This is a genomic window from Asticcacaulis biprosthecium C19, assembly GCF_000204015.1.
GTDB classification, from domain to species: Bacteria; Pseudomonadota; Alphaproteobacteria; order Caulobacterales; family Caulobacteraceae; genus Asticcacaulis; species Asticcacaulis biprosthecius.
The window spans coordinates 601,435-615,600 of the sequence record NZ_GL883080.1 but is presented as its reverse complement, the minus strand read 5'-3'; the positions used below and the strand labels follow the sequence as shown (position 1 = coordinate 615,600).

The window sequence follows — 14,166 nt, the reverse complement described above, 5'->3', positions numbered from 1 at the left end:
CACGGCATGTAGATGGAAAAGGAGACGTCCCATGTCCCAGTATGTTTATCGGCTTATCGACAACAACACCGGCGAAGAGGTCTATGCCTCCGACGGTTTCAGCTTCTCCGCCCCGCCCCTGCCTGAACACCGCATCAACGACACGGAACTTCGGGCGCGGTACGGCAGCCCGGCCGTGGTCGACAAGGTCGAAGAACAGGCCTTGGGTGACGGCCGCATCGAGGTCAGGGTCTATATCGACGGTGTCGAAGAACGCGTGAACGGTGAGACAGCCGACGAGAATTATCGCCCCTGAGACGCCTGCCCGGTCGTAAGTTCGGGCTTGCCATTCCGCTTCACCTGGACCATATTGAACATTGTTCAATTGTAATAGGGATGCCGCATGGACGACATCAAGGCCTGGCACACAAGGATCGAACTGCGGTCGGGTTGGTACGCCGTTGCCTTGTCCAGCGATCTGAAAGACAAGCCGCTAAGAGTCATGTTCGACGGCCAGGCCTATGTTCTGTGGCGCGATGGTGGTCGGATTGGGAGCAAGATCGGTGCGCTTGCCGATATCTGCCCCCACCGTGGCGCGCCGTTATCGCTGGGCCGAATCCAGGATGGCGGGGTCGTCTGCCCCTATCATGGCTGGCGCTTCGAACGCGATGGCCGCTGCAGCCATATGCCGGCCCTCGCCTCGCCGGCGCCGGCGTTTATTGCGCCCGTCCAGGCCGCAGAAGGTGACGGCTTCGTTTTCCTGGGCCGCCATGCCGCTGACCTGCCTTTGCCGATCGCGCCGCTGGTCCCCGGCGGGACTTCTGTCATCATGACCGGTCAGGTGGCGACGACCCTTGGCGATTTCGCCGAGAACATCCTGGATACGACCCACACCTCCGTCGTCCATGGTGGCTACTTGCGCGGCACGGACGGTCGGCAGCCGGTTACGCCCACCGTCGTCACGGGGCTGGACTGGATCGAGGCCCACTATCCGCCGGCTGCGACACCGGATGGTTTCATGGGCAGATTTATGGGCCAGGGCGGTTATCACATCACCGACCGCTTTCGGGCACCCAACATCACCGAGGTCGAATACCGCCAGAACGGCCGATTGGTCTTCGGGACCCGATTTCACCTGACACCGACTGAGGCTGGCCAGATCCGCGCCTTCGGTACCATGGCCCTGGCCGGCCAATCCTGGCTGACGCGGGCCAAGATCAGCATGCTGCAGGTCCTGTTCCAGCGGATCATTGCTGAGGATCGGATGATCCTGAACGCCGTATCGGCCAATCGCGCCGCCTTTGGCCGCACGCCCCACTATATCGCCCCCCAGGACGTGCTGCGCGCCGGCATCGATGCTCTGCTGCGCGGCGACAGCCCGGCCGTCCCTGCCCGTATGCCGGACATGCTGGTATGAACTTTTTCACCAGCCTGAATTTTACGTCGTCGAATGAGGATGGCGAGACCGAACTGCGCGCGCTCGATATCCGACAGGGCGAACGCGTCTTGTGCCTGACCGCCAGCGGGACGCGGCCACTGGACCTGCTGATGTCGGACGCGGCGGAGGTGGTGGCGCTGGATTTGAATCCGGCGCAGAACCAGCTTCTGGCCCTGAAGGTGGCAGCCTTGCGTACCCTTGAGAGCGACGACCTGTACGCCTTTCTGGGGCTGACCGGGGGCGATCGCATGGCCCTGTACCGCAAGGTGCGACCGGCACTCGGTGATCCGGCTTTCTGGGATGACCGGCCGGGTGTGATCCGCGCCGGTGTCTGGTATGCCGGCCGTTGGGAGAAGGTCTTGCGCCTGGGCGCCTTCGGCACCGGCATTATCCGTGGCCGCCATATCGATGACCTGTTCGCGGCCGAAACCCTGGTAGACCAATCAGCCATCTGGCGACGGCACTTTGACGACGGCCTGTGGCGGGCGGCCATACGCAGCCTGAGCGGCCGCTTTTTCTGGCAGCACGTCATCGGCGAACCCGGCGGCGCCTTCCTGCCCGATGCCGACGGGTGCGTCGACCGCCTGACCGCAGCGTTCCGCGACGCCGCCGGACGGTTCTTTTTTCGCGACAGCGACTTTGCCTGGTTGATATTCCGGGGCCGCCACCATCCGGACGCCCTGCCCATCCACCTGCGGCGCGACAACCTCCCCGTGGTGCGGCAAAGGCTCGACCGCCTGACCATCGTCAACGGCGGCCTGGCCGAGATGTCACGCCTGGGTCGGTTCGACGCCTTCTCGCTTTCGGACTTCGGTTCCTACTGTGACGTGGCGGCCTACCACGCCTGCTGGAGGGGCGTTCAGGCCGTCGCCCGCCCCGGCGCGCGCTATTGCGAACGGGTGTTCATGAACCCGCTACCGGCACCGGTCGCTGTCGATGACACCTTGTCGGCGCACCTGACATGCCGCGACAAGGCCATCATCTACCATATCCGCGCCGGTCTACTGGTGGGCAAAGACCCAGATGCGGATCATGCGGCGGCCGATATGACGCACCCAGTCCGGGTTGAGTTGGACCAGGTGGTCGTCGCCGATGACGTCCTGCTGTAGCGCCAGACAGAGGCCGGCCTGAGACGCCGCCGCCTGGATGTCGGCTTCGGCATGGGCGAAGCTGGTCAGGCGTATCTGCTCCCCGTCGGCGGCGACGAAATTCGCTTGTGTTCCGCCAGCAATCCGGTCGGGATGAATTTCCGACATGTAGAAGCGACCACCTGGTTTCAGGGCCTGCGACACCTGGGCGAAGAATAGTCTGAGGTCTGAGATGTGTTCCAGCACAAGGGCGGTGAGCACCGTGTCAAACTGACCCCAGTCGCCGCCGATCATGATATCGGCTTCAACCAGAGTGACGTTTTTGGCCCCGGCCAACTTGCCGCGCGCGACGTCCAGCATAGCAGGCGACAGGTCGAGGGCCGTGACGCGATTGCCCTGCGAGGCCAGGCGCACCGTATGACGGCCGGTGCCGCAGCCGATTTCCAGGACATCAAGATGGCGGACTTCGGCATAGACTGACGGGAAGTACAGCTCGTCCGTCGCGACGGTCGAATTGACATAGGTATCGTAGAGTTGCGCCCAACGGTCATAGCCGGCGCGGTTTTCGCTTGAAGGATCGGAGGTCATGATACGGCTCCCTGTACGGCGCAGGCCTTGCGCAGAGTTTGACGCCTCATGTTTATCCCAAGAGTGCCCAAGTACGTTTCTGGCACTTTTGGGCATGAGGCTAAGGAGCGTATTGTTTTGACGGCAGCGCCACTGCCCGCGCCGGATATACCCAAACCGGCCGGATGGATCAAGAGGCCGGCGTCACCCGCCACACGACATTGCCGACGTCGTCGGCCACCAGAATAGCGCCGGATTTGTCGACCTCAACGCCGACCGGGCGGCCCATGGCCTTGCCTTCGGCATTAACGAACCCGTCCAGGATCGTCTGCGGTGCCCCCGCCGGGCGGCCGCCACCAAACGGCACGAAGATGACGTCATAACCACTGCGCGGATTGCGGTTCCATGACCCATGACGGCCGATCACTGCGCCGCCGGCATATTGCGGCATCAGGGTCGCGCTGTAGAAGGCCAGGCCCAATGGCGCGACGTGCGAGCCCAGAGCATAGTCAGGCACAATCGACCTGGCGACCATGTCCGGGTTTTGCGGCGCGACACGGGTATCGACATGGTGGCCGTAGTAGCTGTAGGGCCAACCGTAGAATCCACCGTCCTTCACCGAGGTGAGATAGTCCGGAACCAGGTCGCTGCCCAGTTCATCGCGTTCATTGACCACCGTCCAAAGTGCGCCCGAATGGGGTTCCCAGGCCAGACCGTTGGGATTACGCAGGCCTGAGGCGAACCGCCGTGTCGCGCCGGTCGTCAGGTCGATTTCAAGGATGGCGGCACGGTTCTCTTCCCCCGCCATGCCATTTTCGGCGACGTTTGAGTTGGAACCGACCGTGGCATAGAGCTTTTTGCCGTCGCGGCTGGCCAGGAGGTTCTTGGTCCAGTGATGATTGATAGAGCCCGCCGGTAGGTCGGCGACCTTTTGCGGCGTGGCGGCTATCGCCGTCTCGCCGGAGGCGTAGGCCACTTTAACGACAGCATCCGTGTTGGCGATGTAGAGGTCGCCACCAATCACTTGCATTCCGAAAGGTGAATTCAGTCCCGAAAGGAAGACGGTTTTGGTCTCGGCGACACCATCGCCATCGGCGTCGCGTAGCAGGGTGATGCGGTTGGCGGACGGGACGCCCGCGCCGGCCTTCTTCATTACTAACTTCATGATGGCGCCCTTTATGCCCTTGCCGTCCTTGGGCTTGGGTGGCGCATTGCTTTCAGCGACCAGGACATCGCCGTTGGGCAGGACATGCAGCCAGCGCGGATGTTCTAGGCCCGTGGCGAAAGCTTTCACGGCGAGCCCTTCGGCTGGCTTAGGCGTGACGCCCGAGGGCCAACCGATAGCCTCAGCGATCTTTACGGTTGGGATGGCGGTCTTGGTGGCTTTGGGAATTTTTGGGTCTGTTCCTACTCCGGCAGAAAAGGGCAGCCTGGCCGTCTCGCCACAGGCGGTGAGTGACAGCGCCATTAAGCAGACGGCGATGTTGGATTTCATGTCAGCGCTCCAGGTTGGTGGAACGCTAGGACGATCAACATGAAGATGTTGTGCGGTTTTGCTTGGTGCCCATAAGTTCGGTATACGGCTTATGCCGCGTGTGTCAGACGACTGTCGCGGCCTTCCTGATCCAGGTGCAGGTCCGGCAACACCGCCAGCATCGGCTTCAATTGATCCAGCGATGGCGGTTTGACCATATAACCCGCCGCGCCCAGAGACTCCGCCCGCTTCAGGTCATCTTCGTAGGTCGAGCCACTGCACATCACCACCGCGACCGGCGGGATCGACGTATCCTTGCGCAGTTCTTCCAGCATCTCGAAGCCGCTCATACCCGGCATGTTGATGTCCAGCAGCAGCAGATCAACCGGTTCCTGCTCGCGGCCGGCCTGGCGCAGGCGTTCCAGCGCCTCCTTGCCGCTCTTGGCCATGATCAGGTTGAACTGCAGCCGGTCGCGCACCTGCAGCAGCACCCGCGTCAGCTCCAGATCGGCATCGCGGTCATCGACCAGCAAGACATTAGCAAGGCGTCGTCCGGTTGTTTCCATAAGGCTCCCTCGGTTGACATTCGCCGTCGCTCCGGGCGTTCCCGCTCCAGATTTCGGCAGGGTAAACAAGAAACGTGCGCCGCCTTCATAGCCGCACTCGCACCAGATCCGGCCTTCATGCAAGGCCATGACCTTGCGGCAGATCGACAGGCCCAGGCCGGCCCCCTCCTCGTTCAGGTTCAGGCGTTTGAATGGCAGGAAGATGCGTTCGACGTCATTGCGCGCCAGTCCGGGCCCGTTGTCGCTGACGCTGAACTGCCAGTGGTCGCCCAGGTCCGTCGCGTCGATCCGCACCTCTACGCCGACCGGACCGTGATGCAGGGCATTGCTGACCAGGTTCTGGACCAGTTGCATCATATGGGCGGCATGAGCGTCGACGGTCGGCAGATCCACGGCCGTCACGATCGCGCCACGCTCGCGGATCAGTTGGGCCAGGTTTCCCGTGACCGCCGTCACCGTCTGGTTCATGTCGACCGCGCGCTTGCTCAGCCGGCTGGGGTCATCGAGCTGGGTATACTGGAACACGGTGTCGACCAGCATGGCCATGCGGTCGGCGGCCTTGTGGATTAGCTCGAAATAGGTGTCGCGCATCTGCGGCGGATCTTCGCCGCAAGCAATCAGTTCCGAAAAGGCGCGCACCGTGCGCACAGGTTCCCTCAGGTCGTGGGCAAGGGCACGCGAAAACACCTCCAGCGACTCATGCTGGGCCTCGATGCGGGCGCGTTGAGCTTCCAGGCCCTTGACCTTGTCCTGTAGGGCTTCGAACAGGCGAACATTTTCCCACGCGACGGAGGTAATGTCCGCCAGTGCATGAAGGATAGCAATGTCATCCTCATCGGCCAGACGCAGTTCATTCCAATTGACGACGATGGCGCCGAGCGGCTGGGAGCGCCGGATCGGCACGACCAATATGCTTTGGATGGCCGCAGGGTCGTAGGCGCTGCTGGGAATTCGACTGTCCTGGCGAATATCCGCGATACTGTCGGCGACGCCGCTCAGAATTACACTACCGGTTACGGTACCCTCAAGCGGGAAGCGTATGCCCTTCCATTTCTTGTTGGGGCCGCTTTGCTCGACACAATGGCCTTCATGGCCGTCGCGAAGAATGAAAGTCGAATCGGCAGCCCCCAGGAGCCCCCGGGCGGCGTCGGCGGTTATTGAGGCGAGGGACGACATATCTCGCGTTTCCGACACGCATCGGGCAATGTCCACCAGCCACGCCATGGCGGAGGCGCGTCTCTGGGAAAATGCCGTTTGCGTAGGTGACGGAGGAAGCTGCGTGGGCGTCAACGGAAACCAATCCTCTGATTTCTCTGTGCTTTCGAAGCATAAGGTTACACTAAAAAGACGAGCGGAAAAAGGCATAATCGCGTTGAAAGCGAGTATCAGCCAAGGCCTTCTGTTAAGCCGGAATCAACCGCTTGGCCCTAGAATAGGCCTGTCGGAGGCACGCGCATGATCAGGGTTTTTTATCTTCCGAGCGGCGGTTGCGGCAAAATCGCCGAAACCCAGATCGACGCCACCCATAACGTCCCAGACGAACCGGTATGGATCGACCTGGTCAATCCCACCGAAGAGGAAGAGCGCAATCTACCGCAGAACCTCAACATCGCCCTGCCGCGCCAGGACGAGATCTGGCGCAATCACGCGCTCAACCGCATGTACACGCGTGACGGCATCTCCTACATGACCGCCGCCATGTTGTGTGACGTCGACAGCGGTACACCGCGCACCAGCCCCGTCACCTTCATCCTGACGCCGGAATTCCTGATCACCATCCGCCGCATCGACCCGACCTCGTTCCTGCATTTTTCGGAAAGCCTGTTGCTGCGACCCAAACGCTATCCGACCAGCGCCGATGTCCTGGAAGGGCTGCTGGAGGAGATGATTACGCGCGTCGCCGTGCGCCACAACGACGTCATCAAGGGCATGGATGCCCTGTCGCACCGCATCTTCAACGAGGAGGCCTTCGACAGCCGCCATGGCGATCCGTCCATCCTGACGCGCGGTGTGCTGAAACGGTTGGGTTATCTGGCCGACCTCAACGCCAAGATCAATGAGAGTGTCCATAGCCTGGAGCGGCTGTTGACCTATTTCCGCGACGATCATAACCACGGCAAGGACGAGTTGAACCGCGACGCTAACCGGTTGATCAAGGATTGCCGGTCGCTGGCGGCCCAGTCGGGATTCCTGAATAATCAGATGACCTTCCAACTGGAAACGAGCCTGGGCATGATCAATGTCGAACAGAATCTGATCGCCAAGATCTTTTCCGTGGTGGCGCTGATCTTCCTGCCGCCGTCTTTGGTGGCTGGTTATTTCGGGATGAATTTCAAAAACATGCCAGAGTTCGAGCTCAGCTGGGGCCAGCCTTTCGCGATCGTGCTGATGCTGCTGTTCGCCGTGGTGCCGTATCTCTGGTTCAAGCGGAAGCGATGGCTGTAGCGTCCTGACTCTTTCTGGCCGCGAATCCTGTCAGAGATCATACATGCTCTTCTACGACCAAATGGACACACCCTTCGGCCAGGCCGCGGCCACCGTCGATGATGACGGCGCCCTGGTCGAATTCACCTTCCTCAACGGTGTCATGGCCAATCTGTGGTCGCACGACGCCAAGGCAGTTCCAGCGCCTGGTCGGTTGACGCATGTGTTCGATCAGGTCGAAGCCTTCTTCGCCGGCACGCGCACGGATTTCGATCTGGTCTTGCGACCGCGCGGCACGCCGTTTCAGCAGAGAGTATGGCAGGCGCTGTGCGATATCCCTTTCGGCACCACCATCCACTACCAGGAACTGGCGCGGCGAACCGGCGACGAGAAGGCCATGCGCGCGGTCGGCGCCGCCAATGGTAAGAACCCCATCGCCCTGATCATCCCGTGTCACCGAGTCATTGGCAAGAACGGTTCGCTGACCGGCTACGGTGGCGGGCTGCCGCTGAAACGCGCCCTACTCGATTTTGAGTTTCCCAAAGCCCAGCCCGATCTGCTGTGACAGGATTTGTAACGGGCGCAGCCTGACCAAGCCTCGTATAATCACCGCAACCGGAGGGGTTGTGTCATGAAGCGAATGGCTTTGGTATTGGCGGCGGCGTTGGCGGCTGTGGGGGTAGCGCAGGCGCGCGTCCAGGAGGTGCCGCCGGAAGTCGTCGCCGCAACCCAGGCCCTGGTCGCCGACGGCTGGCTGACCTACAATTCCGACGAACCGGACAGCGGCGGCCCACCGCCCCCCACGCCTGTTGAAATCCGCAAATGGCAAAGACGGGGCCTGCTGAAGAAAATCAACGTGACGCCGGGCAAGGCGCCCGACTGGCTGATCAACAGCGAGAAAACCGAATATCCGGCTGGCTGGTGCGGCACGGGCGGGTGCCTTATCGAGATCTGGTCGCCAGGCGAAGACGGCACCTATGTCCGGACATTCCGCAACCAAGTCCGCTTTTATAAATTCCGCCGTATTCCAGGCAAGGATTTCAGTTGGATAGAAACGGATTTTCACGGCTCCGCCTGCGGCCTCACCGGCGTCGAGGCTTGTCCCTGGGGTTTCGAATGGCGTGACGACGGTCTGGGCAAGTTCGCCTTGCGGGCGTCGTGGCGATTTACCCAGAAGGATATCTTCCGGACCGGGGCGGCGCCCCAGGCGATTGATTCCGTGCTCGATACCGCTCCGGACACCCCGCCGCCGCCGATCGCGGCCGTGATGGCCGCTAATACCGCCGCCTGCGCCGCCATTGGCGCCAAGGTCTCCCACGACGGCGCCATCAACCGGACGCCGGACCTGAACGGTGACGGCATTGACGACTGGAGCTATGACGGCCACTGGATGAACTGCTACGTGCCGCAAAGCGAGGATGTCGAAACCACCTCTGAGGGCACGGATCCCGTTGACTATTGCCCGAAGCTGGATTGTGGCGTCCACATCTGGATCTCGCGGCGCGAGGGTGCGGCGGTGACATGGCAGTCGGTCGACCTGAACCCGGCGCGGGACTATGGCATCGTCTATCGCGTGGCGGCACCGATCCAGTTGGTCGAACTTCGCGACGCCGACGGCGTCGATCCCGACAGCGACCAGTCCTGCGATACCTTCTTCCTCAAACAATGCGTTCTGGCACCGATTTCGTTGTCGCCAAACCCGTGAGACTGCCTTAGAACCGGGGCGGTTCCACGGGGTATGACAATGAAACAGGCGGTGGTTTTGGGGTTGGCGATGCTGGCGCTGGGTGCATGCGAACGCAAGGCCGACAATGACGACGGCGCTGCGATCGCACTGGCTCAGCCAATTGACTATTCGCCCGAAGAAAAAGCTACCCTGCTGGCAGCTATGCCAGCGCCGTTCAACGCTGCCGACCTGGCCGACGGCGAGAAGCAGTTCGCCAAGTGCCGGTCATGTCATACCATCACCGCCGAAAAGATGAACCTGACGGGGCCGCATCTCTATGGCGTCTTTGGGCGCAAAGCCGGAAGCGAACCGGGGTACCCCTTCACGGACGCCATGAAAAACCATGGCGTGGTGTGGGATTTTGTCACGCTGGACGCCTATCTGGAGGCGCCCCAGGTTGTGGTCAAGGGCACGAAGATGGCCCTGGCGGGCGGTGGCATTGACGACGCGAACAAACGCCGTAACTTGATCGCCTACTTGAAAATCGAAACGACACCGCGGCCCGAGCCTGCACCGGCGGCTTCGGAGAATAGGTCGGCGTCGGAGTAGTTTTTACCAGACGCGGTAGGGACGATCATTACTGATCAAATCCGGGGTTTTCGCGCTTCAGTTTGCGGATCAGCCCGGGCCAGGTCAGCATACCGACGAAGCCCACCCCCATTGATAGCGGCGCCACCTTGTCCTGGATCTCCTGGCCGACCTCGATCAGATTGTCCCGGCCGGCGCTCAGGGCCGCGATCTGCTGGCGGCAGGCCTGTTCCAGGAAATACATGATTGCAAAGGCTTCCCCGGCTGTCGTGCCCCAGGTGAGCGTGCCGTGGTTGCGCAGGATCAGTACGCGCTTGCTCCCGATATCGGCAATGATCCGCCCCCGTTCTTCGAGGTCCAGCGCCACCCCCTCGTAGTCGTGATAAGCGATCTGCGGCCGCAGCAGCAGGGCGTTCTGGGTTAGCGGAAGCAAGCCCTCCTGCTGCACCGACACACCGGTCATGGCATCGGTATGCAGATGCAGGACATAGTGCGCGTCAGGCAGTGCCGAATGGATGGCACTGTGGATGGTGAAACCCGCCGGGTTGATCATGGACCTGTTGTCGCCGACAGCCCTGCCGTCGATGTCGATCTTGACCAGATCCGACGCCGTCATCTCGTCGAAGAAGGCGCCGTAGGGATTGATCAGGAAATGATCGACCTGTGCCGGACCGTAGCTGCCATCCGCCTGCTGGACCAGCGACTCGCGAGCCGGAATACGCGCCGAGATATGGGTGAAGATCAGGTCATCCCAACCGAACAGGGCCACCAACCGGTAGAGCGCCGCCAGGTCGCAGCGCTTTTGCCATTCGCCGTCGGAAATATGGGCGTGGGCCCGGCTGTGATCGTCGTGCATGTCGGCGTTTCCCTGGGATCTATGCCCTTATTGGAAACCCGATTTTCCACTTTGGCAAGCGCAAAGCCTGTTGCCGCAAGGGAAGCTACTCGGCCGGCTTGACGTACAGCCGCCCCTCGTGGATGCGCTCGATCACCACCCGGTCCTTATCCTTGAGCTTGATATCGCCGGCGTCTTCTTTCAGCACGGCCGGCCACTCGACACCGTCGAACATGACCCGGCCCGTGCGTTCACCGCCGGCCACCAGGGCGAATCCGCTGAGGATTTCCGCCTCCTTGCCCAACATCCGGACATGCGGATCGTTGACGTCCGGACCAAGCCCCGGGACCTTCAGGAATTTGCGGGTCAGCAGCGCACCGCCTATGCTGAGGATGGCGAAGACGATGACCTGGGCGACCAGACCGAAGGGAAGCCCGGTCAGGCACACGACCGCCACCAGCCCCGCCGCCGCGGCAGACCACAGAAGCCATTGCGTGCCCAGAAATACTTCCAGCCCCAGCAGCAGAATGCCGAAGGTCAGCCAGATCCAGAAGGCCTGCAAACCCATTGGCGGGATGAGGAAGACATCCGTCATGGCGCCCTCCCCTACTTGCGCGCCGGCGGCGCCGGCGGATTGCTGGTGTTGACCGACTTGATCAGTTCGATGACACCGCCCAAGGTACCGGCCAGGCTGCCCAGTTCGGCGGGCAGGATCAGGGTCTTCTGGTTGGGCGAGTCGGCGAACTTGCCGAAGGCCTCGACATATTTCTGGGCGACAAAGTAGTTGATGGCATTGACATCGCCCTTGGCGATGGCCTGGGACACCATATCGGTCGCGCGGGCTTCGGCTTCAGCGGAGCGCTCACGCGCCTCGGCGTCGCGGAAGGCGGCTTCCTTGCGGCCCTCGGACTCCAGCACGGCCGCCTGCTTCTTGCCTTCGGCGCGGGTGATGGCTGCCTGTTTCTCGCCTTCGGCCTCGATGATGACGGCGCGGCGTTCGCGTTCGGCCTTCATCTGGCGCGCCATCGAGTCGGTGATGTCGTGCGGCGGGCGCAGATCCTTGATCTCGATGCGGTTGACCTTCATCCCCCACGGGGAGGTGGCGTGATCGATGACGTTCAGCAGGCGCGAATTGATCGAGTCGCGCTGTGACAGGACCTCGTCCAGTTCCATAGACCCGACGACCGTGCGCAGATTGGTCATAGACAGTTGCGTGATGGCGTTGTCGAGATTGTCGACCCGATAGGCAGCAAGCGAGGCATCCATGACCTGAGTAAAGACGATGCCATCGACCTTGACGACCACATTGTCCTTGGTGATGACCTCTTGCTGCGGGACATCGACGACCCGCTCCATCATGTTGACGCGGCGGCCGACGGCCTCGACAAATGGGGTCAGAAAAGAAATGCCGGGCTTGAGTGTTCGCGTGTAGCGCCCAAACCGTTCGACGGTAAATTCAAAGCCTTGTGGAACAATTTTGACAATACTGAAGACAATGACGATCGCCAGGATGAAAAGCACGACCGCAAAAATCGAAATAGCTGCCATAGTAAAGGCCCCCTTTAAGTCCGCAGAATCGGACTGACATCTATATGGTGGTCAGACGATACGCGCGCAATCGAAGAAACGTCAAATCACCGTGACCTACGCACTCTCGGCCTTAGCCGCGGCGTGGTCGTCATCCGCCAGGTGCAGCAGGCGGGTCACCGTTTCGATCAGGGTATCCATGACGATCGGCTTGGCGATATGGGCGTCCATACCGGCCGCGTGGCAGGCGGCGACCTGGTCCTGCATGGCGTCCGCCGTCAGGGCGACGATCGGCAGGCGGCGACCTCGCGCTTCGCCGGCGCGGAAGATACGGGTGGCCTCCAGACCGCCCATGCGCGGCATGTTCAGGTCCATTAACACCAGATCGAAGCGCGACATGTCGAGGTCGAGGGCTTCCTGGCCGTCGGCAGCTTCGGTGATGTCGAAGCCAAAGGGCTCTAGGAACAACCGCGCGACCTTGCGGTTGATCGGGTGGTCATCAACCAGCAGGATACTCGTGCCCGGCAGGGTGTCGTCGTCTTCCGCGATAATCGAAGCCGAAATCGGCTCGGCCTTCGCGACTTCGCTGACAGCGCCTGCGTGGAACGTCAGGACGAAGGTCGAGCCCTTGTTCTCGTCGCTGGTGACGCTGAGGGTGCCCCCCATCAGTTCGGCCAGGCGGCGGCTAATCGACAGGCCCAGGCCCGAGCCGCCATATTTGCGCACGGTCATCGCGTCAGCCTGGCTGTAGGCTTCGAACAGCTTGTCGATCACAGCCTTGCTCATGCCGATGCCGGTGTCCTTGACCTCGCAGCGGACCTGACAGCCGTCGCTTTGCTCTGTCACCGAGACATTGATACGGACTGAGCCCATTTCGGTGAACTTGATGGCATTGGAGACTAGGTTGGACAGGCACTGATAGACACGCAGCACGTCGAACGACATGATCCGGTTGGCGCCCTCGTCAAGGTGATAGCTAAGAACAACGTCCTTCGCACCCAACAAGGGGTGATAGGTATTGACCACCCGGTCGACCATGTCCTTCATGGTGGCCGGCGACGGCGCCAATTCAACCTTGCCGGCTTCGATGCGCGACATGTCCAGCACGTCGTTCAGCAGGGCCAGAAGGGTTTCGCCGGAATCGACCATGATATCGACCTGTTCACGCTGGGCGCCGTTGAGATCGCCCTTCTTCAGGGTCTGGGCCATGCCCAGCATGCCGTTCAGCGGGGTCCGTAGTTCGTGGCTCATAACGGCCAGAAAACGCGACTTGGCAGCGTTGGCAGCCTCGGCATGTTCGTGAGCTTCATTCAGGTTGCGATGCAGACGGCGCATACGCAGGACCCAGAAGGCACTCCCGACACTGATCACGGCCAGGAGTATCGCGATTAGACCGGCTGCCCACAGCAGCAGGTTGCGCATTTGAACCTGTTTGACCAGAAGTCGACTTTCCTGCGTTTTGCTGTCCAATTCCTTGCGCAAGGCCTTGTACATGTCTTGGACCGAAGCAACACGTGCCTGCTCGTCCTTGCGGCGATAGGCCAGTTGCACCTCGCCCATCTCATGAAACGCCTCTTGATAGCGCCCGTCATTCGCTTTGACATAGGCTCCGACATAGGAGTCGAAAAGGGTGCTCCGCGGAAATACGGCTGGTGGCACGGCTTGCAGCTTAGCCAGATAGGCGCGCGCGTTTCGGTTGTCGCCAATTTTGGCATAGGCATTTGCCAGGAGCATCAATTTAAGACCATCGTGCCCGCTTGACACAACTCCACGCGTAACTTCGGAGCCTTTCAGACATTCAATGACCGCTCGATAGTCCTCGGCCTTATCGGCCACCACGGCGCATAGGCCTTGATCCCAAGCACGTAACTCCTCGACACCATGCTTCCTGACGTACCGAGCATGAAGTTTTTGAAAAAGATAGGCGGTCGGAACGTCATTGTCTTGAACAGCAAAAGTCGCCAAGTCGTTGATGAGGCTCATTTTTTGTAGAAAAAAGGCGTGCTTGCGAGAC

Annotated in this window: 14 protein-coding genes; 7 read left to right on the top strand and 7 right to left on the bottom strand. The window is 61.2% G+C overall.

All coding sequences use genetic code 11. The annotated features are described in order from the left end of the window. Positions 1 to 31: 31 nt before the first annotated feature. From ABI_RS21285 to ABI_RS21275, 3 genes are all read left to right on the top strand, one after another. Positions 32 to 295, top strand: a complete 264-nt coding sequence (locus tag ABI_RS21285; RefSeq protein WP_006275139.1) for a hypothetical protein — start codon at positions 32 to 34, stop codon at positions 293 to 295. 87 nt (positions 296 to 382) lie between these two features. Continuing rightward, entirely contained in the window at positions 383 to 1,396 is a 1,014-nt protein-coding gene (locus ABI_RS21280) for a Rieske 2Fe-2S domain-containing protein (protein WP_006275138.1), read from the top strand. Next, positions 1,393 to 2,526: a DUF3419 family protein gene (locus tag ABI_RS21275; RefSeq protein ID WP_006275137.1), complete on the top strand. Its 1,134-nt coding sequence runs from the start codon at positions 1,393 to 1,395 to the stop codon at positions 2,524 to 2,526. Before ABI_RS21280 ends, ABI_RS21275 begins: the two co-directional genes overlap by 4 nt. Here the strand turns inward: ABI_RS21275 and ABI_RS21270 are convergent. From ABI_RS21270 to ABI_RS21260, 3 genes are all read right to left on the bottom strand, one after another. Further along, the gene (locus ABI_RS21270) at positions 2,419 to 3,093 is read right to left on the bottom strand and encodes a class I SAM-dependent methyltransferase (protein WP_040309820.1); all 675 of its coding nucleotides are present in this window, start codon (positions 3,091 to 3,093) and stop codon (positions 2,419 to 2,421) included. The two genes, ABI_RS21275 and ABI_RS21270, sit on opposite strands and share 108 nt — an antisense overlap. A 169-nt stretch (positions 3,094 to 3,262) precedes the next feature. Further along, entirely contained in the window at positions 3,263 to 4,567 is a 1,305-nt protein-coding gene (locus tag ABI_RS21265; RefSeq protein ID WP_040309819.1) for a PQQ-dependent sugar dehydrogenase, read from the bottom strand. An 89-nt stretch (positions 4,568 to 4,656) separates the two neighbouring features. Then, a complete protein-coding gene (locus ABI_RS21260; protein WP_169313756.1) occupies positions 4,657 to 6,288 on the bottom strand; it encodes a hybrid sensor histidine kinase/response regulator in 1,632 nt (543 codons plus the stop codon). Between the two features lie 279 nt (positions 6,289 to 6,567). On the opposite strand from ABI_RS21260, the gene ABI_RS21255 reads away from it, so the two are divergent. The 4 genes from ABI_RS21255 to ABI_RS21240 all read left to right on the top strand — a co-directional run bounded on the left by ABI_RS21255 (position 6,568) and on the right by ABI_RS21240 (position 9,811). Beyond that, on the top strand, positions 6,568 to 7,557 hold the full coding sequence (locus ABI_RS21255) for a magnesium transporter CorA family protein (RefSeq protein ID WP_006275134.1): 990 nt from the start codon (positions 6,568 to 6,570) through the stop codon (positions 7,555 to 7,557). Between the two features lie 43 nt (positions 7,558 to 7,600). Beyond that, positions 7,601 to 8,101, top strand: a complete 501-nt coding sequence (locus tag ABI_RS21250) for a methylated-DNA--[protein]-cysteine S-methyltransferase (protein ID WP_006275133.1) — start codon at positions 7,601 to 7,603, stop codon at positions 8,099 to 8,101. Between the two features lie 66 nt (positions 8,102 to 8,167). Beyond that, entirely contained in the window at positions 8,168 to 9,241 is a 1,074-nt protein-coding gene (locus tag ABI_RS21245) for a hypothetical protein (RefSeq protein ID WP_006275132.1), read from the top strand. Between the two features lie 39 nt (positions 9,242 to 9,280). Next, positions 9,281 to 9,811 (top strand): c-type cytochrome, encoded by a 531-nt coding sequence (locus ABI_RS21240; protein ID WP_040309818.1) that lies wholly within the window; start codon positions 9,281 to 9,283, stop codon positions 9,809 to 9,811. 28 nt (positions 9,812 to 9,839) lie between these two features. Here ABI_RS21240 and ABI_RS21235 read toward each other — a convergent pair whose 3' ends face one another. The 4 genes from ABI_RS21235 to ABI_RS26350 form a co-directional block, all read right to left on the bottom strand. Continuing rightward, complete coding sequence (locus ABI_RS21235; protein ID WP_040309817.1) at positions 9,840 to 10,646, bottom strand: class II aldolase/adducin family protein; 807 nt, start codon at positions 10,644 to 10,646, stop codon at positions 9,840 to 9,842. An 85-nt stretch (positions 10,647 to 10,731) separates the two neighbouring features. Next, positions 10,732 to 11,220: an NfeD family protein gene (locus tag ABI_RS21230; protein ID WP_006275130.1), complete on the bottom strand. Its 489-nt coding sequence runs from the start codon at positions 11,218 to 11,220 to the stop codon at positions 10,732 to 10,734. Between the two features lie 11 nt (positions 11,221 to 11,231). Then, positions 11,232 to 12,173: an SPFH domain-containing protein gene (locus ABI_RS21225; protein WP_006275129.1), complete on the bottom strand. Its 942-nt coding sequence runs from the start codon at positions 12,171 to 12,173 to the stop codon at positions 11,232 to 11,234. Positions 12,174 to 12,269: 96 nt separating this feature from the next. Next, positions 12,270 to 13,886: an ATP-binding protein gene (locus ABI_RS26350; RefSeq protein WP_245531415.1), complete on the bottom strand. Its 1,617-nt coding sequence runs from the start codon at positions 13,884 to 13,886 to the stop codon at positions 12,270 to 12,272. Between the last annotated feature and the right edge of the window lie 280 nt (positions 13,887 to 14,166).